Origin of the sequence: Aestuariimicrobium soli (assembly GCF_051192575.1) — a bacterium.
Taxonomy (GTDB): Bacteria; Actinomycetota; Actinomycetes; order Propionibacteriales; family Propionibacteriaceae; genus Aestuariimicrobium; species Aestuariimicrobium soli.
The window spans coordinates 572,765-596,071 of sequence record NZ_JBPJSQ010000006.1; the positions used below are offsets into that span (position 1 = coordinate 572,765).

A 23,307-nucleotide genomic window follows, 5' to 3' on the forward strand; every position below is an offset into this window, starting at 1 on the left:
GCTCGTGCCAAGCACAGGAGGCCCCGTGACCCGACTTCGCACCCTCGCCCTCGCCGGTCTGCTCGCCAGCACCGCCGGACTCGCGGCCTGCACGAACGAGCCGGCACCCACGGAACCCGTCTCGACTTCGGCCCCCCGCCCCGGCGACATCTCCACCCCGCCCCCGAGCACGTCCATCGGACCCACTCCCACGACCCCCACCGGCAGCGGGACGCCCACCACCAGCCAGCCCACGTCGACCACGCCTTCGGTGGTCACCCAGAACCTGCAGGCACCCTGGTCGATCGTCTTCCACGGCCAGACGGCGCTCATCAGCGAGCGAGACTCCGGGCGCATTCTCGAGTTGGCCAGCGACGGCACCACCCGCGCGATCGGCACCATCGCCGGGGTCGTCCACGAGGGCGAGGGAGGACTGTTGGGCCTTGCCGTCCGCGATGCACAGCTCTACGCCTACCTCACGACGGCCAGCGACAACCGCATCGTCCGACTGCCGCTGACCGGCGAGCCCGGCTCGCTCGCTCTCGGCTCCCCCACCGCCATCCTGACGGGCATCCCGAAGGGGTTCACCCACAACGGCGGCCGGATCTCGTTCGGGCCCGACGGCATGCTCTACGCCACCACGGGCGATGCCGGCGATCGTCCGAACGCCCAGGACCGCGGCTCGCTCGCTGGCAAGATCCTGCGCCTGAGCCCCGACGGCGCGGTGCCCGCCGGCAACCCGTTCGGCACGCTCGTGTGGAGTTACGGCCACCGCAACCCGCAGGGCCTCGCCTGGGCTCCCGACGGCACCATGTATGCCGCGGAGTTCGGGCAGAACACCTGGGACGAACTCAACGTCATCCGCCCCGGCGGCAACTACGGCTGGCCGACCATCGAGGGCAAGGCCGGTCGCGAGGGCTTCATCGACCCGGTGCAGCAGTGGTCCCCGGACGACGCCAGCCCCAGCGGCATCGCCATCGCCGGCGACGCCATCTGGATCGCCAACCTCAAGGGCGAGCGGTTGCGGCGAGTGCCCTTGTCAGAAACCGGTTCCTCGTCCGAGCAGCTCACCGATCGGGGCCGCCTGCGCGACGTCGCCGTGGCACCCGACGGAGCGCTGTGGGTGCTCACCAACAACACCGACGGACGAGGCACACCTCGCGACGGCGACGACCACGTCGTGAGCGTGCCGGTCGCGTGATCACCGTCACCCTCGAGGGTTCCCGGATCACCGACCTCGCCGGTCTGTATGCCGAAGTCAACGCCCAGTTCATGGCGGAGGAATCGTGGCAGCTCGGGCCCAGTCTCGACGCCCTCAACGACCTGCTCCACGGAGGCATCGGCCTGATGGCCGCCCATCCGGACGAAACGCTGCGGGTGGTCTGGCACGAGCACGCGACCAGCCGTGCGGCCCTGGGGTTCGAGGACACGCGTGACTGGTACCGGGAGAAGCTGGCTCGTCCGGGGTTCAACCGAGGCGTCATCGAGGAACGGCTGGCCGAGCTCGAGGCCGGCACCGGGCCCACCTACTTCGACCTGGTGCTGCAGGTCTTCGCCGACCATGCACCCGAGCGGGGTGGGCGGGTCGAGCTCGTGCTCGACTGACGTGGCCGGCGCTCAGCCGACCGGCTGCAGGTCGGCCCGGATGATCAGCCACTGCGACACGTCGGCGCCGACCGCGGCCACGATGCGTCCGTGCAGGTCGGGCGTGAGGGCGATCACGGTGACCTCGAGCGCCGCCCCCTGGTTCTCGGGCACGATCATGGCGTCGACCACCCCGTCGAGCCGGGTCACCGCACGCTCGGCCTGCTGAAGGCGCGGCGCCGGCAACCCCTGCCCCTGACCCACACACAGCGGGCCGGTGAACTGCTGCTCGATCACCTCCCTGGCCCGGACGACGTCCTGAGTGACGACCACGTTGAGCGTCGAGTCGGCCACGAACAGGAACTGGTAGTCAGGCAGGGATTCGGCCGCATGCTGGGCCGCGACCAGGGAACCCTTGGTGACCCGCTGGTGGGAGGGCACGCAGAGGGCGTCGAAGTTGAGGCCGTTGCCGACCTGACCCGTCTCGGGCCAGGGCGCGTCGGTGGGATCAGCGAAGACCGCCTCGACTCGCAGGGTGTCGTCGGCGAACACCGCGACCAGGGCCACCTCGTCGGTCCAGCGGACGCCGCCTGCCGTGGCCGAACTGTGCACCGCGACGTCGGCGCCCTCGACCTGTTCCCAGGTGAGCGCGGGTGCCGGGTAGCCCGAGCATCCCGGCGGGAAGCTGGAGTCACCGACGGTTCCCGTCTGCCCACCGCGGGGGCTCACGCAGGCCACGATGCCCAGCCCGTCGCGGACCTGTTCGAGCAACTGCACCCGCACGACCACAGTGTCGCCGCTGGTCACGACGAGCGGGCCGGCGTCGAAGGGATCGCCGGTGCCGACCCTGCGGGTCCAGTCGGCGGTTGGCAGAACGGTGGGCAGGGTCGAGGCCGTCGGCCGGTTGGGGTCGGGGGCGCTGTCGTCGCGGGTCGATCGTCCGACCAACGAGGGCAGCGTGAGGGCTGCCACCAGCACCAGGACCGCGGCCAGGGTGCCGACCACGAGGCGCCGACGGGTGCCCGGGGCCAGCGGCGCCTCGCCCTCGGCCGCCTCATCACCGCCAGAACCCGCACGCGGGCTCGCTCCACCCCCCTTGTTGGGCCTCGCGAGCAGCCGGCGTGCGGGTTCTGGCGCAAAATCGCGCTCCCCGTCGTCGGCTCCCGCGCGCGTGCGTCGTCCCATGGGGTCAGTCTGCGCCCGCCGCGGTCGCGTGGCAACAGGTTGTGGCCCGCGACCACCCTCAGCACCCGAGGGGTACCGCCAGTGACTGTCACCCCCCACACCGGGCGCCTAGCGTGGACGACAGGTTCCACGACCACCCATCAACCCAGGACAACCAGGGAGAACCATGCAACAGCGACTGCTCGGCCGTTCCACCCTCGAGGTCTCTGCCATCGGCTTCGGCTGCATGAGCCTGACCAGCCTCGACCAGGCCAGAACCGTCATTCCCGCCGCCCTCGACGCCGGCGTCACCTTCTTCGACACCGCCGAGGTCTACGGCGCCCACGAGAACGAGAAGCTGGTCGGCGAGGTACTCGCCCCGGTGCGCGACCAGGTGAAGATCGCCACCAAGTACGGCTTCAACGTCAACAACGGTCTGGAGGGGCTCAACTCCAAACCCGACCACATCAAGCAGGTCGTCGACGGATCGCTGCAGCGCCTCGGCATCGAGCAGATCGACCTGCTCTACCAGCACCGCCTCGACCCCGAGGTGCCGATCGAGGAGTCGGCCGGTGCCGTCAAGGAGCTCATCGAGGCCGGCAAGGTGGCCCATTTCGGCTTGTCAGAGGTGGGTGTCGAGATCATCCGCCGCGCGCACGCCGTACAGCCGGTCACCGCCCTGCAGTCGGAGTACTCCCTGTGGTGGCGCGAGCCCGAGAACGAGATCCTGCCCGCGCTCGAAGAACTGGGCATCGGCTTCGTGCCGTTCAGCCCGCTCGGCAAGGGTTTCCTGACCGGCAAGCTGCAGAGCCCCGATCAGGTGGACGAGCGCCGGCGCTCCATGTTCCCCCGTTTCCAGGGCGACGTGATGGCCCGCCACCAGGGTCTGGTCGACCTCGTGTCGGCGATCGCCGACAAGCACGGCTGCACCCCGGGACAGGTCGCGCTGGCCTGGATCATCACCACCCGGGACTACGCCGCCCCGATCCCCGGCACCAGCAAGCCCGAGCGCGCCACCGAGAACTCCACGGCGGCCTCCGTGCAGCTCGACTCGGACGATCTGGCCCGCCTCGACGAGACCTCGAAGCAGTTCCAGGTCGACTCGGTGCGCTACGCCCCACTGCAGCAGGGCATGATCAACCGCTGAGTGCCGACTGATAGCGAACCAGAACTCGGTTCCAGTCGCCCCGAGAGGGCCCGCAAGCCCCTCGAAAGGCCGACTGGAACCGAGTTTTGGTTCGTCGAGTCGCCTCACTCAGCTCGGCTGACTCAGGCGAGCGGCAGCCAGATGCGCATCGCCCCCGGACCACGGTTGCCCCAGCTCGCAAAGGGGACCAACCTGACGTCGATCTGGCGATCGCCCTCATCAGTCTCGGTCTCCCCCACATCTGACGCCGGACGAAGCAGGGGCCCGCGGTCGGCGTGCACCGCCGCCCGCACCACCAGGGCGGGGGCGATCCCGGCGACCTCGTCCTCCTCGCTGACAAGGGACGACACCGTGATCCGCAGGTCGTCCACCTCGGCCTCGGGCACGTCGACCTGCTCGACGCAGTAGACGATGGGTCCGCGCTCGAGGGCGACACAGCCGCGAGTGGCGTCCACCCGCGGGTGCGAGGCCGTCCAACGCGGCGTCAGGTCGAACTCGATCTCGGCGCCGTGCACCTGGTCGGCGGCCAGTTCGACCCGGCCGGCGGCGCGCTCGTCCGCGGTCAGTTCGCGCTCATCGCCACCACTGCGGACGACCCCACGCGTCACCCACCCGGGCACCCTGACGCCGACCGCGCCGGTGAGCTCGCCATCAACCACGAGGCGGACGATCCCCGTGCGCGGGTAGTCGGTCTCGACGCGCAGCACGCCCGAGCCGAGCCCCGCGGGCACGTGGATCTCGCACGCCGCGAACTGAAAGAGCTCGAGCGTGCCGTCACCCTCGGCGGCGACATAGGACGAGAGCTGGGCCATCAGTCGGGCGATGTTGGGCGGGCAGCACGGGCACTCGTACCAGCTGACGCGCTCGGCGGGCGCGCTGCCCTCGGAGAACCGGTCGGGGCGGCGCTGCACGGGGTTGGAGTAGAAGAAGCGGGTGCCGGAGTCGTCCAGTGAGGCGGGCATGGCGTTGTGCAGTTCCCGCTCGATGACGTCGGCGTGACGGGGATCGGGAGTGGTCGAGCTGGCGAGCATCATCCGCCAGGTCCACTGCAGGTCGGCGATGCTCGCGCAGGTCTCGGCGTAGGCGCGGTCGGACGGCAGCTCGTAGTCGTTGCCGAAGGCCTCGTCGCGGTGCCTCGACCCGAACGCTCCCGTGATGTACATCTTGCGTTCGTGGGCACGCTCCCACTGCTCGCGCATCGCGTCGGCGAGGGCCTGCTCACCGGTCTCGAGCAGCACATCGGTGACCCCGGCGTTGAGGTACAGCTGGCGGACGGCATGGCCGGTCGGGTCGAGGGCCTCGCGCACCGGGGCGTGGTCCTGGAAGTAGCGCTGACCCATGCCGCCGCCATCGAGGATGCCCCTGCCGCGCTGGTCGATGAAATGCTGCGCCAGCGTGAGGTGCCGCGGCTCGCCGGTGTGGCGGTACAGCTCGACCAGAGCGGTCTCGATCTCCTCGTGGCCGCACACGCCGTCGCGCTCGCCGCCGGGCCCGAAGGTCTGCCAGACCAGCGCCACGAACGCCTCCGCCAGGGTGAGCAGGTCGCGTCGTCCGGTGGCCCGGTCGAGCGCGATCCCGGCCTGGACCCAGTGCCCCAGCATGTAGAGCTCGTGGTTCCACTCGAGCACCTGCAGCTTCTTGTCGGGGTGCAGCCCCTGGATCCAGGTGTTGAGGTAGCCATCGGGCTGCTGCACGGCCGCCATCAGGCCGATCACCTCGTCGAGCCAGGCGTCGAACTCGCCTGCGCCGGTGCGTCCGATCTCCCAGGCGATGGCCTCGATCGACTTGTACACGTCGGAGTCGCTGAACAGCAGCCCCCGATAGGGCACGTCCTTGGTTCCCGCGAGGCGGCGGAAGTTGTCGATGGCCCCGGTGCGCTCCAGTTCGGCGATCAGGTGCGGAATCGTCGCGCTTCCGTTGAGCTGCTGCCGGGCCCCGAGCAGTCCGGCCGGGTCGAGGCGGACGCTGCGCAGATCGAGCGGACGAAGCCCGCCCCGCGCCGCCAGCGGCACGGCGGGGGCGAGCGGCGGGGTGGGGGCAGGCTGAGGGGTGGACACCGATGTCTCCTCCAAATAGGTGGCACCGACCACGCTACCCAGAACGAGCGGGGATTTGGATCGTTCCAACTGCCGGTCGTGCGGGCTTCGGCGTCACCCGGGCGTGGGGGTCAACCGGGCAACCCGATCCATAACGGTGTCACCGTGCGAGATGTTGCCAAGGGGTGGCCACTTCGCGCACGGCGACACCGTTATGGATCGGCGAGGGTCGGGACCGGCCAGGGTCAGGAGTCGGTCGCCGTCGAGGGGACCACCCCCGAGGCGGAGCGGACTCCCCCTCGCTGCAGCAACCACGGCACCGCCGCCACCACCAGAATCGCCGCCGTGCTCACGAAGGCCCACCCGAAGCCGAACCGCTCGGCGATGATCCCGGCCAGCAGCGTGCCCGCGATCGACCCCAGATCGGTGGCCATCGAGAACGTCGACAGGGCCTGCCCTCCGCTGCGCTCGTTGCCGATGATGTCGGCCAGCAGCGCCTGACTCGAGGGCACGATGAAGGCCGCACCCACCCCCGCGACCACCGACAACGCCAGGAACACCCACAGCGTCGGCGCCCACCCGAAGAACACCGTGACCAGCCCCGAGAAGAGCAGGCCGAAGACGAGCAGGGGCACTCGTCCGACCCGATCGGCCATGCGCCCGGTGACCTGCTGCGCGACGGCGTTGCCGGCGGCGAACAGGGTGAGGGCGATGCCCGCGGCGGCCACTCCGATGCGGGGAACGGCGGCGGCCATCAGGGGCAGCAGCGCGATCCTGACCCCGAAGTTGGCCCAGCCGTTCGCGGCACCGGTGAGCAGCAGCGACCGGTAGCCGGGAGTCGCGAGGGCCTCCGCCAGGGTCATGCGGGGTCGCTGATCGGTGGTGGCCACACCCGCGGGGTCGCGCCGCATGAACGCGACCACCACCACGAACGCGGCCAGCACGAGTCCGCCGTAGATGAAGAAGGGCGCCCGCAACCCGAGCCCCGACAGCGCCGACCCGACGATGGGTCCGGCGATGTTGCCGAGCAGGAAGGACGAGCCGTACAGCGACGAGGTGCGGCCGCGCTGCGCCGGCGGCGCGAGTCGCACCAGCAGGCCCATCGACGAGACCGTGAACATCACCGAGCCGATGCCGCCCAGCCCGCGCACCACCAGCAGCGTCGGATAGGTGGTGGCGAACCCGCACAGCAGGCTCGAGACGACCACCACGATCAGCCCCGCCAGGTAGGTGCGGCGTTCGCCGAAGCGGTTGATCAGCCACCCTCCGGCGGGGGCGAAGGCCAAGCGGACGAACGCGAACACGCTCACGATCGCCGAGGCGGCCGCGATGCCCACATCGAAGGACTGCGCGAACTGCGGCAGCACGGGCGCGACGATGCCGAAGCCGATCGCGATCAGGAAGGCCGAGCCGATCAGCACCCACAGCTCGGGGGCGAGGGGCTCTCGTCCGGCTTTGGCCACGGGTGTCGTCACGCTCGTCACTGTATGAGGGCTGGGACGACACCGGCCCTCGTCCCGAAACAGCAAACGGCCGCCGCCAGCTCCTCTGGGGAGCCGACGACGGCCGCGGGTTGCGACTCAGGCGTGACGCACCTGACGGCGGGTGAACAGGCCGGCGATCATGCTCCAGTCGAAGGCGGAGACCTGGTCGGCGGGCAGGAAGGTCGCGGCCGGGATGCCGCGCTGGGTCTCGTCGAAGCCGAGGTTGAGGTCCTCGGTGAGGATGCGCTGCTGCAGCGACTCGGTGCGGGCCTCGGAGTTGGCAAGGGTGGTGGCGAACATGGGAGTCATGTCAGTTTCCTTCTGTCTTCAGGTGGTCAGTGGGCGGCGGCGCGCTGCTTGAGCTGCGCGATCACCGCGTGGAGCGAGCCCTGGCCTCGACGATGCGAGCGCACGCGTGCTCCCGAGACTCCGCGGCGGACGCCGCTGGTCTTCTCGGAGGCCTGGCGGGCCCAGCGATCAAGGTCCTCGAACTCGAGGTCGGTGGAAGTGCGGCCGGGCATACCCCAGGGCCGCTCGGTGGTGTGCTGCTGGCGCAGCTGGTTCTCCTGGTGCTGCCAGCGAGCGAGAGTGTGGGCGGCGTTCACGTCGAACATGTCAGGTTCCCCTCTTGAGACGATCAGCCGCTCTCTCGTCCCGGGTGCGGCAATGACCGCTCGAGACGAGCAGCCTTGCTGTGAACCTGACACCAAGTATGCCAGAAGTTGGCAAGTTTCGGCAACATCGCTTGTCAGAAAGCTAGGCTAGCGTTTGCATACATGGGCTTTCAGAGGGCGCGCGCACCCGTTGTGGGTAGTCAGCGGCCGGTTCGCGGACCGTGTTCGCTCACGGTGATCAGCCCGGCAGTAGGGCGGGCTGGCGGTCGCAGCCGTGGCCTCGACAGTGTCGAGACCACTCAGTCGTTCAGCGTCACCTCGAGCACGGTGTCCTTCGCATCGGGCAGCGGGAACGTGAAGTGCTCGGGCTCGCGGAGCGACACGAAGGTCACATCGGGATAGGTGTGGGTCGTCCACGACTGCGACAACGCCCGCACGTCACCGGTGGCCAGCACCCGCACCCCGGCCACCTCGGCGGGCGCGATCCCGGGCAGCGCCACCGGCCCCACCGGCTGCTCGAAGACATGCGCGAAGATTCGTCCGTCGGTCAGGTTGCGCGTGTACCAACCCCAGTCGGGCTTCGCCAGGTCGGACGATCCGCACCCCTTCACCGAGGCCTCGTTGACGGCCAGCCAGGCGCCCACCTCACGCAGGATGCGCTGTGATTCCTCCGGGATCACCCCGTCGGCGTCCGGCCCGACGTTGAGCAGCAGGTTGCCATTCTTGGCGGTGCACTCGACGAGCTGGCGCACCACCGTGGTGGCGGTCTTCCAGTCGTGGTCGTCGGAGTGCACGCCCCAGTTGTTGTTGAGGGTGAGGCAGCTCTCCCAGGGCACGAGGGTGCCGTCGTCGCAGGTCATGCCGGCCGGCGGAACGATCTGCTCGGGCGAGACGAAGTCGCCGGCGAAGCTCGAGGGCTGGTCGGTGACGATCGTCCCCTTGCCCTCGCCGGAGACCTCGAGCCGGTTGTCGAGAATGATGCCGGGCTGCAGCTCGCGCACCATGGCCACCAGTTCCTCGGCGCCCCACTGCTCGCCGGCCATGCCCGGGTAGCTGAAGTCGAACCACATCACGTCGAGTTGGCCGTAATTGGTGCACAGTTCGCGGATCTGGGCGTGCATGAACGCGCGGTAGCTCTCGAGGTCGGGCCGGTGGTCGCGGTAGGCCTCGTCGTCGCGCTGCGGGTGCTGGCGGTCGCCGAAGTGCGGGAAGTCGGGGTGGTGCCAGTCGATCACCGAGAAGTAGAGGCCCACCTTGATGCCGCGGGAGCGGAAGGCCTCCAGGTACTCGCGCACGAGGTCTCGCTTCGGGCCGCGCTTGGCGGTGGTGTAGTCGCTCACCGCGGAGTCGAACAGCGCGTAGCCGTCGTGGTGCTTGGCGGTGAGCACCGCGTACTCCATGCCGGCCTCCTTGGCGAGGTCGGCCCAGGCCCCGAAGTCGACGTCGTGCGGTACGAAGGAGTCGATGAACGACTCGTAGTCGTCGTCGGTGAGCCGCTCGATCGACTTCACCCACTCACCGCGGGCCGGCACGGCGTAGGCGCCCCAGTGGATGAACATGCCGAAGCGGGCGTCGCGCCACCACTGGGAGCGGGCGAAGCGCTCGTGGTAGCGAGAGTCCAGCTGCTGGGAGCCGGGCTGGTGAGCGTCGGGGGCGGCGGGGGCGGACGGCGCGGGGGAGGTCATGAACATGACGCTACCCAGCCCGCACCCCGCCCGGGGTCGGGCCCGCGAACCGGTCAACCGCCGATGAGCGCCACAACCGCACGCGGGCTTCGTCCGAGGCCCAACAAGGGGGGTCGAGCGAGCCCGCGTGCGGGTTGTGGCGGTGACTCCGGCCGGCCCAGCCCTCCAGACCCAGCCCAGCCCCCCACCCCGACCAAGGTCGCTCCCCGACCCCGTCCGCTGCGACTCAGGGATGAACCCCACCCACCCGAGGGCTCGATGGGGGTCGTCACGCTGGCGCCGCACCCGGCCCGCCCTGTGGGATCGACTCATGACCACGACGCTCGACCACCGCGGCCTCCCCGGGACCTCCATCGGGCTCGACGGCGCCCCGTCCGAACCGGTCGTCCGCGTCGTCCCGCTGCTGGCCACCCTCGCCAGCGCCGCCGCCCTGTCACCGGCCGTCATCTGGCTGTTCACCCGCTCGCGGGAGGTGACGGGGGCCTCGTCCGACCTGCTGTTCGGCGACGTCGACCCCGACCCGACCAGCGGCGCGGTGCTGCTCGTGCTGGCGTTGGTGCTGTGCCTGGTGCCGTTCATGGTCGGACGAGCCGCCGCCCGCCGGTCATCGACCCCCATGAAGGCGGCCCTCGTCACGGTCGCCGCCGTCCTGGCCGGGGTGCTGGTGCAACTGCTGTTCGCCTGAGTCGGCGACCCTGAGCCAGCGAAACTGAGTCAACGAGCCTGGGTCATCGAAAGTGGGTCAGCGACGCGGACGACGCAGGGCCACCTCCACCTCGCGGCGGGTCTCGGCGAGCGCCGCGCGCATGCGGTCGGGCGTGGCATCCGACCTGGACGAGGCCACCGCGAGCGCCATCGCGTGCCCGTTCGGGTCACTCACGGGTATCGCGGCGGAGAGCGAGTGACCCGACCAGCCGTCGATCACCAGCACGTCGTCGCGCACCTGGCGCCTGGCCCAGGCGAGCGCCGCGGCCTCGTCCGCCGGCAGGCCAGCGCCACCCGACCAGCCATGGCGCCGGCGTGACTGCTGCAGCCATTCCAGGGCGACCGCTTCGTCCTCGTCGACCAGCAGCCTCATCGCCGCCGACGACTTGTGCAGCGGGAAGCCCAGCGAGACGGTGGTCGAGTGCCCCGCCAGGCAGCGCACCAGGTAGGTGAGGTGGCCGTTGCGCAGCAGGCACAGGTTCACGAACCAGCCCGGGTGACGGTGCGCCACCTGCTCGAGCAGCGGCTGCACCCGCGCGATCCCGGGAAGCCCACGTGCCGACTGGGTGAGGTCAAGAACCCCGTAGTCAGGGCGCAGTCCCTCGGCATCCTTGGCGACGTAACCCATCGCGATCAGGGTGCGCGCCAGACGGGTGATCGAGCTGGGATGCAGCCCGGTGCGTCGGGCCAGTTCCGCGCCCGACACCGGACGATCGGCCCTGACCAGGATCTCGAGAATCTCCAGGCCGCGCGCCAGGGCGAGCACCTGACCGTCGTTCACGGTGGGGTGATCGTCGCCCTGGGGGTGATGCATGTGCGCAGCCTATGCACCCGCTGCCGTGAATCGCCATCGTCCGAGCTCGAACGCAACATTGCGTTGTGCGCAACAGTATTTGACATTTGGGAAAACACCTCTCGTCGTCCGCGCGAACGACGTAGATTGCCAGCCATGCCCCCCAGTACCAAGCATTCGTCCCTGCTCTTCTCCCGCGCCTCGCTCACGTCGCGCCGTCGCTTCCTGGCCGCCGCCGGTGGTGGCGCGGCTGGCCTGGCCTTCGCGCTGGGCACCGGCACCGCGGCACGCGCCGCCACCGGGCCGATCACCAAGGATCCCTTCACCCTCGGCGTCGCGTCGGGCGACCCCACCCACGACTCGGTGTTGCTGTGGACGCGCCTGGCCCCCGAACCCCTCGCCATCGACGCCGGACTCGACCAGACCGCCCGCTACCACCTGCTCTGGGAGGTGGCCTCCGACGAACGGTTCCAACGACGGATCGCCACCGGGCAGCTCTGGACCGGGCCCGAGGTGGGCCACTCCGCGCACGTGCGGGTCACCGGCCTGCAACCGGGTCGCCACTACTGGTATCGCTTCCGCACGGGCGAGCACGTCAGCCCCGTCGCCCGCACGCGAACCGCCCCCGCCCCCGGCGTCGAGTCGAACCTGACCTTCGCCTTCGCCTCGTGCATGAACTACCGCGCCGGCTGGTTCCAGACGATGGCCGATGTCGTCGATCAGGACCCCGACCTGATGATGTTCCTGGGCGACTACATCTACGAGTACCCCGTGCAGCAGTTGGCCGTCGGTCGCGCGCTGCCCACCGACCTGCCCGCCGAGGTGATTCCCACCACCGAGACCCTCGACCAGTACCGACTGCGCTACGCCCTCTACAAGCTCGACCCCGACCTGCAGCGCGCCCACCACGCGATGCCGTGGGTGATGACCTGGGACGACCATGAAGTGGCGAATGACTACGAGTCGAACCTGCCCGACGACTTGCTGCGGCGCGCCGCCGCCTACCGCGCCTACTGGGAGAACTCGCCCCTGGACTGGCCCCAGCGGCCGGTCGGTGCCGACGCCCGCCTCTACCGCCGCCTGCGCTGGGGCAGCCTGGCCCAGTTCGACGTGCTCGACACCCGGCAGGACCGCGACCCACAGTTGGCGGCATCGGCCGCCACGGACGAGGGCGAGCGCCGCAATCCCGCGCGCACGGTGCTCGGCGACGAGCAGGAGAAGTGGTTCATGCAGGGCTTCGGGGCGGAGCCGGCGCGGTGGAACTTCATCGCCCAGCAGATCCTGTTCGCCCGCCTGAACACCGCCTCGTCCCCCGAGAAACCGACCATGTTCAGCCCGGGCACCTGGGACGGGTACCAGGCCTCGCAGCAGCGCATGTTCGACGCGGTCACCACCGGGCTCGACCAGGGCCGCATTCGCAACTTCGGCTGCCTCGGCGGCGACGTGCACTGCTCCTATGTCTCCGACGTGATCTCCGACTCGCTCGACCCCGACTCGCGCGTCATCGGCACCGACATCACCAGCCCGTCGATCACCAGTGCGCAGGACTTCAACCCGGCCTCGAACGAGGCCCGCCAGATCAGGCGGACGATGAACCCGACGCTGAAGTGGGCCGACCTGCACTGCGGCTACGACCTGGTCACGGTGACCCCCGAGCGCACCGACTACACGGTGCGGGTGGTCGACAAGGTCTCCACCCATGACTCCCCCGTGTTCGACGGGGCACGGTTCACGGTGCTCGACGGAGTGCCCGGGTTCACCGCCTGAGCCGGACACTCCGGACCCAACCTCGACCCACCCCCCAACCCCGACCCCGGATCACCACCGGGGTCGGGGTGTTTCTACACTTGAGCAGTGCCAACTCTCCCGCTCACGTCTGACCATCGCGACGGCCCCACCGACCGCCGCAGTTGGCACCGGCGGGCGGGTCGTCCGGTCAGCGTCTGGCTGGGGGTCGCGCTGATCGCGCTGGTGGTCGACCGGTTCCTCGACCTGCGCTGGCTGTTGGTGCATCTGGTCACGCTCGGGCTGGTCACCAACTCGATCCTCGTCTGGGGCCAGCACTTCGCCGAGGCCCTGCTGCGCCAACGGGTGTCCGACGACGGACGAGGGCGCCAGCTCGCGCGCCTGGCCGTGCTCAACGCGGGCATCGTCGTGGTGATGGTGGGCATGCTGGCCACCCCGCTGGGCCCGGCCGCACCGCTGGTCACCGCAGTGGGAGCCGTCGCCGTCGCGGGGGCCGTCGCCGACCACGGCTTGGGGCTCGTCCGGCAGGTGCGCCGGGCCCTGCCCGCCCGGTTCACGATGGTGGTGCGCTGGTACGCCCTCGCGTGCGGGTTCATGGTGCTCGGCACCGCCGCCGGAGCGACGATGGCGTTCGGCTTGCCCGAGCCCTGGGCCGGACGCACCCTGCTGGCCCACCTGGCCCTGAACGTGCTCGGCTTCGTGACCACCACGGCGGTCGCCACGCTGGTCACGCTGTGGCCGACCGTGCTCCGCACCCCGATGGACGAGGGCACCGAGCGGGCAGCCCGGGTGTCACTGCGGCTGATCTGTGCGGGCGTGCTGCTGGTCGCGGGCGGCTCGTTCGTGCACCCGTGGCTGGCCACCCTGGGGGTGGTGGTGCACCTGGCCGGCCTGCTGGTCGTGGCTCCCCCACTGGCGAGGGCCGCCCTCCGCAAACCACCCCGCGACTACGCCGGATACTCCCTGGGATCGGCCTTCTGCTGGTTGCTGACCGCCGACCTCACCCTCGCGATCGCCTCCGCTGGGGCGCCGTCGACCCTCGATCTGCAGCGCATCACCCTGGTACTGGTGGTCGGCTTCGGAGCCCAGCTGCTGCTCGGCGCCATGAGCCACCTGATGCCCACCGTGATGGGCGGCGGACCGGCGGTGGTGCGCGCCACCCTGGCCGCCAGCCACCGCCTGGGCGCCCTGCGCTGGGCGCTCACCAACGCGGGCCTGGTGGTCTGGCTGACCTCACCGGCCGGCGGCACCACCCGACTGGCGGCCGCCGCGCTCACCGTGCTCGGGCTCGCCCTGTTCGTGCCCCTGTTGGCCGGGGCCATCCGCGCCCACCGCCGCGCCCGCGCCCATCTCGCCGCCGAGGGCCCGCCCGCCCGCGCCGAGGCCCACGACCGCGACCCGGCCACGGGCACCTCGTCCGGAGATCTCGCCCGCCGCGACCTCGTCGAGGCGGTCGTCGGGCTGGGTGCGGTCGCCGCCACGGTGGTCATCCCGGCCCTGACCACCCGCGTCACCGGCGCCGTCACCCCCACCGGTCACACCGTCACCGTCGACGTGATGGCGATGGGCATGCGCTTCCAGCCGGACGAGGCCACCGTTCGTCCGGGCGACCGGCTGGTGATCCGGCTCACCAACCACGACGACACCACCGTGCACGACCTCGCGCTGGCCACGGGCGAGACCACCGGTCGACTCGCTCCCGGGAAGTCCGGCACCCTCGAGACGCTGGGGGGCGCCGGCGACGTCGAGGGGTGGTGCACCGTGGCCGGACACAAGGCGATGGGCATGGTGTTCCACATGCGGGTGGCGGGCTCGACCGTCTCACCCGCAGCCACGGCGCCCGGCTCCGACGAGACGTTCGACCTGACCCTGCCGCCAGGGGCCGCCTTCACCCCGCGCGACCCGCGGCTACCGGCTCGTCCGAACGGCCACGTGCACCCGGTCACGCTCACGGCCACCGAGCCGGTCGTCGAGGTCGCCCCCTCGTCGACCCAGGTGGGGGTGCGGGTGCGCGCGATGACCTACGACGGACGAATCATGGGCCCCACGATCGTCGGAGCCCTCGGTGACGAGATCCGCGCGCGGCTGGTGAACCACGGCACGATGGGGCACTCGATCGACTTCCATGCCGGCGACATCTCGCCCGACCAGGTGATGCGCACCATCCCGCCGGGGGCCGAACTGGACTACCGGTTCCTGCTGCGGCGCCACGGCATCTGGCTCTATCACTGCTCGACCATGCCGATGAGTCTGCACCTGGCCGCGGGCATGTTCGGGGCGGTCGTCGTGCCCCCGGACGACCTCGTGGCCGTCGATCGCGAGTACCTGCTGGTGGCGAGCGAGACCTATCTCACGAGGCCCGATGCCGAGGGCATTCGCGACCTCGACACCGACCGGATCGCGGCGGAGCGACCGAGTCTGATGCTGTGGAACGGGCATGCGAACCAGTACGTGCACCGGCCGTTGACGGCCAGGGTCGGGCAGCGGGTGCGGCTCTGGGTGCTGGCGGCGGGGCCGAACCGCGGGGTGAGTTTTCACGTGGTGGGCGCCCAGTTCGACACCGTCTACAAGGAGGGCGCGTTCCTGCTGCGTCCGCAGACCTCGGGGGGCGGGGGTGCGCAGGCGCTCGACCTGGCTGCGGCCCAGGGTGGGTTCGTGGAGTGCGTCTTCACCGAACCGGGGCGCTACACCTTCGTGAGCCACGCCTTCGTCGACGCCGAGCGCGGTGCCCGGGGGTTCATCGACGTCACCTGAGCGGGTTCATCAACCTCACCTGCGCGGGGCGGGGCGTCACCTGCGCGGGGGCGCCGCGAAAAGTGTGTGAAATGCGCACCCGAAACGGGGTTCGTTCCCCAGCTGGGCCACGAACCCCCGTTCGGGTGCGCGTTTCGCACACCGACGGCGCCACAGAACCCCCGGGCGGTCACCCCGCGGCTCAGGCCGCCGCCGGATGCAGCCCGAGGTACTCCTTCACCGACAGCGACCGCTTGCGCGCGACCGCGAGGTAACCCAGCACCAGCGCCACCAGCGACCGGGCGATCAGGGCCCCGACGGAACCCACCGGCGACTCCCCGGCGACCACGTTCCGCAGCCCTGTCAGCGCAGGTGCGAGCGGGGTCACCTGGTGCACCCACGTGAACACCCCCGGCACCGCCGCGGTCACCGACACCGCCGCCGCTGCGGTCACCGCCACGATCGACAGCACCCGTCCGAGCGTGCCCAGCCAGGCCGCCAGGGCGTGGTTGACCAGCACGAACGCCAGGGCCACCAGGGCCACGAGCGCCGTCCAGCGCAGCCCGCCACCGAACGACAGCTTCATCACCGACGCCCCGACAACCCCGAGCACCAGCGCCTCGACCGCCACGAACGCCAGCCCGGGAGCGAGCGTCCGGGCGAGAAGGGAGGCGTTCGACCGGGTCGATCCCAGCACCCCGGTCGGCACCGCCGCACGCACCCAGTTCAGCACCAGCGCGCCGAGCCACAGCCCGATCGCCGTCACCGCGATGGTGAGCGGCACCACGGCCGCACCGACGGGTTCGTCCGCGGGGTTCTGCACCGGACGCGTGGCGACCGTGGACAGGTTCTCGCGCTGCTGCTCGGAGTAACTGGGCACCTTCGACTGCCCCTGCGCCAGCCCGTCGGAGAACTTCTTGAGCCCGTCGTCGAGTTGGGTCGCGCCGGCCGACAGCTTGGTCATGCCCGAGGCCAGCTCGGGGGTGTTGTCGGCCAGCTGGTCGATGCCGCCGGCCACCTGACCCGTGCCGTCCGCGAACTGGTCGACGCCGGCCACGTAGGTGTTCACCCCGGTGACGTACTGCCCGACCCCGCCCGTGTACTGGCTGACGCCGTCGGTGTACTGCTTCACCCCGGTCGCCAGCTGCCCGGCACCCGACGACAGCTGCGCCGCCCCCGAAGCCGTCTGCTTCGTCCCCGAGGCGAGCTGGCTGGCCCCTCCGGCCAGCTCGGTTCCGCCCGTCTTCAGCTGGCTCCCCTGCGCAGCCATCCGCTGCGCACCCCCGGCCAGCTGGTCGACGGCGGTGGTGAGTTCCGACTGCTGCGCGGCCAGCTCGGCCGGCAGCTGCGTCGTCAGTTGGTCGACCCCGGACGACAGTTCGCCCGCCCCCTGGGCCACGCCCGCCGCCCCCGCGACGAGCGACTGCGACGGGTCTCCCCCGCCCGTCAGTCCCTGCTCGGCGGCGGTGAGTCCCGCCTGCCAGCCGCCGGTCATGCCCGCGGCGAACCCCTGTTCGTAGGCAGCCACCACCGGCGCGCAGCTCTCGGCCGTGCCACCCTGTGCCTGGCACTGGGCGAGCACCTGGTCGCTGCCGGGAATCGTCGCCGGCACCGGGGCCGGCTGCTCCTTCAGCCCGCCGAGCGCCCCCTGGTAGGCCTGCACCCCCTGCGACAGCTGCTGCGCCCCGGTCGCCAGCTCGTCGGCGCCGGTCTTCAGCGGGGTCAGTTGCGCGGTCAGATCGGACGACCCGCCTGCCGCCAGTCCCTGCTGCAGCTGCGTCAACCCGCCCGAGAGCTGGCTGACGCCGTCGACGAGCTTGCCGGTGCCGTCGGTGTACTGCTGCACGCCGGTGGCCAGCGACTGCGCGCCCTCATCGAGCTTGGCGACGCCCGCAGACAGCTGCGAGGCGCCCGTGGCAAGGTCGGACGCACCCGTGGCCAGCTGGGGCCCCCCGGCCGCGAGCTGTGATCCACCGGTGGTCAGCTGCCCGCCACCCTGCACGACCTGCGCGCCGCCCTGCTTGAGGGGAGCCACCCCGGCGGCCAACTGCTGCGCGCCGGTGTTGAGCTGCTGCACCCCCTGGTCGAGCTTCACCACTCCGTCGGAGGCCTGCTTGGTGCCGCCGGCCAGCGACGATGCGCCGGTGTGCAGTTGCTCCGCACCCTCGGCCAGGGTCACGAACTGGGTGCCCATCTGGTTGAAGCCGACATAGACCTTGTCGAGGTAGGTGCTGGTCAGCTGCTTGTTCAGGGTGTCGGCGGCGATGCCGGCGATCTGCTGGGCCACGGCGGCGTCGGTGACTCCGGCCGAGGGGCTCGTCCGCACGTCGATGGTGGCCTGCTCGCCCGAGTCACCGTTCTTCGAGAACCCCGTGGCGGCCGCCGAGAAGTTCTTCGGAATGGTCACCACGGCGGCGAACTCGCCTGAGGCCAGTCCCTTCTCGGCGCCGGCGGTGTCGGTCAGCGTCCAGGTGACGTTGTCGCCCTTGCGGTCGGCCATGGCGGCGGCCAGTTGTCGTCCGAGAGGGACGATCTGCCCGTCCAGGGTGACGGCCTGGTCGTTGTTGACGATGGCGGCGTGCACGTTGCCGGTGCGCGACCCGGAGTGCCACGAGCCGGCCAGGAAGGCGGCGGCCACCAGCAGCGGCACGAGCGCCGCGGCCGCGATCTTCCACCACTGCTGGCTTGCCAGCGCGGATCGGTTGGTCATCGCAGTTCTCCTTGCTGAAGGTGCTGGTCGCTGGGTCGCTCGTCGCTGATGGGCTCGTCAATGAAGGGCTCGTCAATGAAGGGCTCGTCGCTGAAGGGCTCGTCATCGTCCGGTTGGTCGTCGCGGGGGTGCGGAACGGTGACCTCCACCACCCCGTCGGCCGGCCAGTGCCGGGCCTGCTCGGAGTCGGCGACCCCCAGCACCACCCCGAACTCACCGGTCTCGCGGGCCCGCGCCATCAGGTCCCGGACGGCCGCCAGGTCGGCATCCTTGGTCAGGGAGTCGACGCCGTCGATCACGACCAGGCGCTCCTCGACGCGTTCCAGCGCCGGCCGCACCTCGCCGTTCAGGGCGTCGATCCAGCGCACGCTGCGGCGCACCTTGCCCGCCTGATCGGGCAGCAGCTCACCGGCGACCCGGCCTCGTCCGACATCTGCGGGCAGTCGACCGGCCAGGGCCAGCAACAGCGCCGACCGCGAGCGCGGCGGGCCCACCACGATCCCCACCTGACCGGGCAGCAGCCGGGCGTCGACCGGGTCGACCAACTGGTCGACACCGAAGCCCTCGACGTGCAGCACCTCGTCGCGGGTGCCGTCGGCGCGCGGCGGGGTCGGCCAGTCCGTGAGGGCCACCTGTCGGCTCAGCGCCTCGCCCTCGACGTCGAAGCTGGGCAGCAGCCGGTCGAGCCAACCCGGCAACCACCAGGCCTTCTCACCGAGCAGTGCCAACACGGCGGGCACGAGCGTCATGCGCACCAGGAAGGCGTCCACGGCCACGCCGACCGCCAGCGCGAACCCGATCTGCTTGATCGGCCCCATGCCCTCGGGCACGAAGAACGCGAACACGGCGAACATGATCACGGCGGCGGCCGAGACCACCTTGCCCGAGGCGATGAAGCCGCTGTGCACGGCCTCGCGGGCGGGGGTGCCGTGCACGTGGTCCTCACGCATGCGGCTGACGAGGAAGACCTCGTAGTCCATCGCCAACCCGAACAGGATGCCCATCACGATGATCGGCAGGAAGCTGATCACGGGCCCCGGCTTGTCGAGGTTGATCAGCTGTCGTCCGATGCCCTCGTTGAACACCAGGGTGGTGGCGCCGAACGCGGCCCCGACCGACAGGGCGTACCCGATGGTGGCCTTCAGCGGCACCGCGATCGACCGGAAGACCATGGTCAACAGCACCAACGACAGCCCGACCACGAACACCCCGAACGGCAGCAGCGCCTTGCCGAGGCGGTCGGCGATGTCGAGCTGGATGGCGGTGGAGCCGGTCACATTGGTCTCGACCCCCTGGTCGGCCTTCCACTCGTCGTGGTGCGCCCGGATCGCGTTCACCAGGTCGCCGGTGCGGGGGTCGTCCGGCCCGGTGGTGGGCACCACTTGGACGAACCCGGTGTCGGCGTTCTGGTTGGGGGTGGCGATCGGCACGGACGACACCCCGGGCATCGCCTCGACGTCGGCCTTGATGTCGGCCATCACCTTCAGCGGATCGGTGGTGGGCAGCAGGTCGACGGTGATGATCAGCGGGCCGTTGGCACCGGGGCCGAAGTGGTCGCTGATCAGGTCGTAGGTGACCCGGTCGGGCTGGCTCGGGGCGTGCTGACCGGGGTTGGGCAGCGCGTGCCACAGGTTCGTGGCGGGGTAGCTGAGGGCTCCGAGGCCGACCACGACGAGCACGACCGTGAGCACCGGAACCTTGGTGACGACGCGCACCCACCAGCCGAAGATGCCACCCTCGCGGCCGGGCTTCGCCGCCGCCTTGGCGTTCTTGCGAGGCTTGGCCGCCTTCGGACGAAGCCGTTCCCCGGCGAAGCCGAGCAGGGCCGGCAGCAGGGTGAGCGCGATCAACACCCCGAACACCACGGTCACGGCGGCGAAGGCACCCATCACGGTGAGGAAGGGAATGTTGGCGATGGCCAGCCCGACCAGCGCGATCACCACAGTCAGGCCGGCGAACACCACGGCCGAGCCGGCGGTCGCCACCGAGCGGGCCACCGACTCCTCCACGTCCATGCCCGGCCGGGGATCGTCCCCCTCGTGCGCCGGCGCCCCCCGCAACTGGTCGCGGTGACGACTGACGATGAACAGCGCGTAGTCGATGCCGACCGCCAGCCCGAGCATCACGGCCAGCATCGGGGTGGTCGAGTTGATCGATGCCAGCGCCGTCGCCAGCGTGATCATCAGCATGCCGAAGCCGACCCCGAGCAGCGCGGTGAGCAGCGGCAACCCGGCGGCCACGAGCGACCCGAGCGTGACCAGCAGCACCACCATGGCCACCACCACACCGACGGCCTCGACGACGCTGAGCGCGGGCACCTCGATCGAGAAGGCCTCACCACCCAGACTCAGTTGCGACCCGGCGGGCAGGTCGGCCTGCAGCTTGGTGGTGAGGTTCTGCAGGTCGGCGCGCTCCGCGTCGGTGACCTCGTCGATCGACCCCTTGAGGTTCAGCTGCAGCAGACCGGCGCGCTCGTCCTTGCTGATCAGCCCGGTGACCAGCTCGTTGTAGGGCGTGGTCACCGAGTCGATCTTGGGGTTGGCCTCGTAGCCCTTCGCGATCTTCTCGACGGCGGCCTTGATCTCGGGGTCGTTGACGGACGAGCCCACGGGCACGACCACGATGGCGGTGGCGGTGAGCGAGGCGGCCTGGGGGAAGGTGGCCTTCAGCTGGGTGAGGGCCTCCTGCGAAGGGGCGCCCGGAATGTTGAAGTCGTCGTTGTAGGGCTTGGCGACCAGGGCGGCGAGCCCGCCGAGCAGCACCAGGGCCGCCAGCCAGAGCACCAGCACCCGCCGGCGATGACGGAAGCACCAGCGTGCGAGGTCGTAGAGCACGGTCGACACGGGGCCTCCTGAGGGTGTGCGGTCGTGGTCGACCGGTGCAGATCAGGGGCGACGCGACGCCGCCCCGATGCAGAAGTGTATTCAATACACGCGCGTATCCAAACCGGAGGCCGCTGGGGTAGAGTCACCGCCCATGACCATCACCGCACGCCGCGCCGCCACGCGCTCTCGACTGCTCGAGGGGGCCGGTGACGTGATCGTGCGCAAGGGAGTCGGCGCGGCCACGGTCGAGGACATCTGCGACGAGGCCGGCTTCACCCGCGGGGCGTTCTACTCCAACTTCGACTCCAAGGACGATCTGCTGATCGCCCTGCTCGACCACCACACCGAGCGCATCAACGCCATCGCCCGGCAGGTGATCGACCAGGCCGAGGCCAACACCTCGTGCGACGTCACCGAAGTGATCCGGCAGGCGATCGTCGAGTTCGTGGCCTCGGGCGTGATCACGCCCTGGCTGGTGATGTTGATGGCCGAACTGCAGGCCTATGCCGTGCGGGAGCCGGGCGTGCGCGAGGCCTTCACCCGCGCCCGCCGCGCCGGACAGGTCGCGAAGGCCGAGATGATCACCGCCGCCCTGGCGGGTCACCAGCTGCGGCTCACGGTCGACGCCGGCACGGTGACGCAGGTGCTCGAGGGGGCCGCCAATGCCCACATGCTCGACCAGATGAGTGAGGGACGAGAGCCCTCCGCCGAGGGTTTGGCCGCGGTGATCACGGCGGTGCTCAATGCCTTCGTGGCCCCCGAGCCCGGCTGAGGATCGTCCACCACACCCGCAAACTCTCACCAAAGAGTGCGACCCCCAGGGTGGAGTCAGGGTGTCAGTGCAACACGTTGTTCGGAGGTGTTGCATGCGTCGTGGGAATCCGGGTTACCCGGGGTGGATGCGGGAGTGGGTGCTGTGGTTGGCGGCGTCGGGGTACTCGGCGCAGAGGGCCGCGGATCAGGTGGGTGTGAGCGCGGGGACGGCTGCTGGTTGGTTGCATGCTGCTGGCATGGATCTGAAGCGTGGTCGTCATGGCGGTCTGGTTGTTGAGGTCGAGGTTGTACGGCCGGTGCTGCCGCACCCGGCGCCGTCACACGGGGCCCGGTTGTCGTTGGCGGATCGGACGTTGATCCATGTCGGGTTGGTCCAGCGGTGGTCGTTACGGCGCATCGCCGGCCAGCTGGGGGTGTCGGCGTCGACGGTCAGCCGAGAGATCGCCCGCAACTCGACACCGACCGGGTATCGGGCTGAGGCTGCCGAGACCGCGGCCGCGGGCCGTCGGGGACGTCCGAAACGGTCAAGGTTGGACGATCCCGTGCTGCGGCAACGGGTCGTCGAGGGGTTGAACTCTCACTGGTCGCCCCGGCAGGTGTCGATCCGTCTGGCGGCGCAGCATGGCAAAGATGGTTCCGTGAGCCACGAGACGATCTACCAGGCCCTCTACGTCCAGGGCAGGGGTTCCCTGCGCGAGGAACTGAGGATCGACAAGGCACTGCGATCCGGACGGACCCACCGCATCCCCCACTCGAAGCTACCGCCCCGGACGGGACGACCATGGCTGCAGGGTCATCACATCTCCACACGACCGGCCGAGGCAGCCGATCGAGCGATCCCGGGCCACTGGGAGGGTGACTTGGTCCTCGGAGCACGCAACCAGACCGCCATCATCACCTTGGTCGAACGCGCCTCACGGTTCGTCCTGCTCCATCGGCTGCCCGACCAACACGACAGCACCACCGTTGTCGACGCGTTGATCGCCATGGCCGCCACCCTGCCAGCGCAGATGCAGATGAAGTCACTCACCTGGGACCAAGGATCCGAGATGGCCGAGCACCCCACGTTCAGCCTCGCCACCCACACCCAGGTCTACTTCTGCGACCCCCACAGCCCGTGGCAACGAGGCAGCAACGAGAACACCAACGGCCTGATCCGCGACTTCTGGCCAAAACCCACCGACTTCGCCCAGATCACCGACGCCGAGATCCTCCACGTCCAGAACCTCCTCAACGACCGACCCCGCGAAACTCTCAACGCCCTCACCCCACGTGAGAAACTGCAACAACTACTCACCGTTGCACTGACCGATTGAGACCACCCAGGA

17 protein-coding genes are annotated in these 23,307 nt (G+C 70.4%); 8 read left to right on the plus strand and 9 right to left on the minus strand.

The genetic code is table 11. The features are described 5' to 3' along the window. Positions 1-25: 25 nt before the first annotated feature. Positions 26-1,180, plus strand: a complete 1,155-nt coding sequence (locus tag ACSDQ9_RS09300) for a PQQ-dependent sugar dehydrogenase (protein WP_435146295.1) — start codon at positions 26-28, stop codon at positions 1,178-1,180. After that, positions 1,177-1,584 (plus strand): barstar family protein, encoded by a 408-nt coding sequence (locus tag ACSDQ9_RS09305; protein ID WP_435146297.1) that lies wholly within the window; start codon positions 1,177-1,179, stop codon positions 1,582-1,584. Before ACSDQ9_RS09300 ends, ACSDQ9_RS09305 begins: the two co-directional genes overlap by 4 nt. Before the next feature lie 12 nt (positions 1,585-1,596). Here ACSDQ9_RS09305 and ACSDQ9_RS09310 read toward each other — a convergent pair whose 3' ends face one another. Then, a complete protein-coding gene (locus tag ACSDQ9_RS09310) occupies positions 1,597-2,748 on the minus strand; it encodes a hypothetical protein (RefSeq protein WP_435146299.1) in 1,152 nt (383 codons plus the stop codon). Between the two features lie 166 nt (positions 2,749-2,914). On the opposite strand from ACSDQ9_RS09310, the gene ACSDQ9_RS09315 reads away from it, so the two are divergent. Continuing rightward, positions 2,915-3,874, plus strand: coding sequence for an aldo/keto reductase (locus ACSDQ9_RS09315; RefSeq protein WP_435146301.1), 960 nt, complete (start codon positions 2,915-2,917; stop codon positions 3,872-3,874). A gap of 122 nt (positions 3,875-3,996) precedes the next feature. Here the strand turns inward: ACSDQ9_RS09315 and ACSDQ9_RS09320 are convergent, their stop codons facing one another. The 5 genes from ACSDQ9_RS09320 to ACSDQ9_RS09340 all read right to left on the minus strand — a co-directional run bounded on the left by ACSDQ9_RS09320 (position 3,997) and on the right by ACSDQ9_RS09340 (position 9,693). Continuing rightward, positions 3,997-5,931 (minus strand): glycoside hydrolase family 127 protein, encoded by a 1,935-nt coding sequence (locus ACSDQ9_RS09320; protein WP_435146303.1) that lies wholly within the window; start codon positions 5,929-5,931, stop codon positions 3,997-3,999. A 224-nt stretch (positions 5,932-6,155) separates the two neighbouring features. Further along, positions 6,156-7,385 carry an MFS transporter gene (locus ACSDQ9_RS09325; RefSeq protein WP_435146305.1) on the minus strand — a complete coding sequence of 410 codons (1,230 nt, stop codon included), beginning with the start codon at positions 7,383-7,385 and terminating at the stop codon, positions 6,156-6,158. Positions 7,386-7,490: 105 nt separating this feature from the next. After that, on the minus strand, positions 7,491-7,703 hold the full coding sequence (locus ACSDQ9_RS09330) for a hypothetical protein (protein WP_435146307.1): 213 nt from the start codon (positions 7,701-7,703) through the stop codon (positions 7,491-7,493). A 26-nt stretch (positions 7,704-7,729) separates the two neighbouring features. Continuing rightward, on the minus strand, positions 7,730-8,008 hold the full coding sequence (locus ACSDQ9_RS09335) for a hypothetical protein (protein ID WP_435146308.1): 279 nt from the start codon (positions 8,006-8,008) through the stop codon (positions 7,730-7,732). A gap of 299 nt (positions 8,009-8,307) precedes the next feature. Beyond that, positions 8,308-9,693: an alpha-L-fucosidase gene (locus tag ACSDQ9_RS09340; RefSeq protein WP_435146310.1), complete on the minus strand. Its 1,386-nt coding sequence runs from the start codon at positions 9,691-9,693 to the stop codon at positions 8,308-8,310. A gap of 310 nt (positions 9,694-10,003) precedes the next feature. Between ACSDQ9_RS09340 and ACSDQ9_RS09345 the strand changes: the two genes are divergently transcribed. Then, a complete protein-coding gene (locus ACSDQ9_RS09345) occupies positions 10,004-10,378 on the plus strand; it encodes a hypothetical protein (protein WP_435146312.1) in 375 nt (124 codons plus the stop codon). Positions 10,379-10,435: 57 nt separating this feature from the next. On the opposite strand, the gene ACSDQ9_RS09350 is transcribed toward ACSDQ9_RS09345, so the two are convergent. After that, the gene (locus tag ACSDQ9_RS09350) at positions 10,436-11,212 is read right to left on the minus strand and encodes a helix-turn-helix domain-containing protein (protein ID WP_435146314.1); all 777 of its coding nucleotides are present in this window, start codon (positions 11,210-11,212) and stop codon (positions 10,436-10,438) included. Between the two features lie 135 nt (positions 11,213-11,347). On the opposite strand from ACSDQ9_RS09350, the gene ACSDQ9_RS09355 reads away from it, so the two are divergent. Then, complete coding sequence (locus ACSDQ9_RS09355) at positions 11,348-12,958, plus strand: alkaline phosphatase D family protein (RefSeq protein WP_435146316.1); 1,611 nt, start codon at positions 11,348-11,350, stop codon at positions 12,956-12,958. Between the two features lie 87 nt (positions 12,959-13,045). Continuing rightward, positions 13,046-15,691, plus strand: coding sequence for a multicopper oxidase domain-containing protein (locus ACSDQ9_RS09360; protein ID WP_435146318.1), 2,646 nt, complete (start codon positions 13,046-13,048; stop codon positions 15,689-15,691). A 181-nt stretch (positions 15,692-15,872) separates the two neighbouring features. On the opposite strand, the gene ACSDQ9_RS09365 is transcribed toward ACSDQ9_RS09360, so the two are convergent. Together ACSDQ9_RS09365 and ACSDQ9_RS09370 are read right to left on the minus strand one after the other, a co-directional pair. Further along, positions 15,873-18,380: a YhgE/Pip domain-containing protein gene (locus ACSDQ9_RS09365; RefSeq protein WP_435146320.1), complete on the minus strand. Its 2,508-nt coding sequence runs from the start codon at positions 18,378-18,380 to the stop codon at positions 15,873-15,875. Then, positions 18,377-21,223: an MMPL family transporter gene (locus tag ACSDQ9_RS09370; protein WP_435146322.1), complete on the minus strand. Its 2,847-nt coding sequence runs from the start codon at positions 21,221-21,223 to the stop codon at positions 18,377-18,379. The genes ACSDQ9_RS09365 and ACSDQ9_RS09370 overlap by 4 nt, the downstream gene beginning before the upstream one ends. Before the next feature lie 133 nt (positions 21,224-21,356). On the opposite strand from ACSDQ9_RS09370, the gene ACSDQ9_RS09375 reads away from it, so the two are divergent. Continuing rightward, the gene (locus ACSDQ9_RS09375) at positions 21,357-21,977 is read left to right on the plus strand and encodes a TetR/AcrR family transcriptional regulator (protein ID WP_435146324.1); all 621 of its coding nucleotides are present in this window, start codon (positions 21,357-21,359) and stop codon (positions 21,975-21,977) included. A 238-nt stretch (positions 21,978-22,215) separates the two neighbouring features. Continuing rightward, positions 22,216-23,295: an IS30 family transposase gene (locus ACSDQ9_RS09380; protein ID WP_435143774.1), complete on the plus strand. Its 1,080-nt coding sequence runs from the start codon at positions 22,216-22,218 to the stop codon at positions 23,293-23,295. Positions 23,296-23,307: the final 12 nt, after the last annotated feature.

Excerpts from the sequence above, each read along its gene's own strand:
- ACSDQ9_RS09340 (WP_435146310.1), bottom strand. The coding sequence starts at position 9,693 with ATGACCTCCCCCGCGCCGTCCGCCCCCGCCGCCCCCGACGCTCACCAG.
- ACSDQ9_RS09335 (WP_435146308.1), bottom strand. The coding sequence starts at position 8,008 with ATGTTCGACGTGAACGCCGCCCACACTCTCGCTCGCTGGCAGCACCAG.
- ACSDQ9_RS09345 (WP_435146312.1), top strand. The coding sequence starts at position 10,004 with ATGACCACGACGCTCGACCACCGCGGCCTCCCCGGGACCTCCATCGGG.
- ACSDQ9_RS09350 (WP_435146314.1), bottom strand. The coding sequence starts at position 11,212 with ATGCATCACCCCCAGGGCGACGATCACCCCACCGTGAACGACGGTCAG.
- ACSDQ9_RS09355 (WP_435146316.1), top strand. The coding sequence starts at position 11,348 with ATGCCCCCCAGTACCAAGCATTCGTCCCTGCTCTTCTCCCGCGCCTCG.
- ACSDQ9_RS09375 (WP_435146324.1), top strand. The coding sequence starts at position 21,357 with ATGACCATCACCGCACGCCGCGCCGCCACGCGCTCTCGACTGCTCGAG.
- ACSDQ9_RS09315 (WP_435146301.1), top strand. The coding sequence starts at position 2,915 with ATGCAACAGCGACTGCTCGGCCGTTCCACCCTCGAGGTCTCTGCCATC.
- ACSDQ9_RS09310 (WP_435146299.1), bottom strand. The coding sequence starts at position 2,748 with ATGGGACGACGCACGCGCGCGGGAGCCGACGACGGGGAGCGCGATTTT.
- ACSDQ9_RS09380 (WP_435143774.1), top strand. The coding sequence starts at position 22,216 with ATGGATCTGAAGCGTGGTCGTCATGGCGGTCTGGTTGTTGAGGTCGAG.
- ACSDQ9_RS09365 (WP_435146320.1), bottom strand. The coding sequence starts at position 18,380 with ATGACCAACCGATCCGCGCTGGCAAGCCAGCAGTGGTGGAAGATCGCG.
- ACSDQ9_RS09330 (WP_435146307.1), bottom strand. The coding sequence starts at position 7,703 with ATGACTCCCATGTTCGCCACCACCCTTGCCAACTCCGAGGCCCGCACC.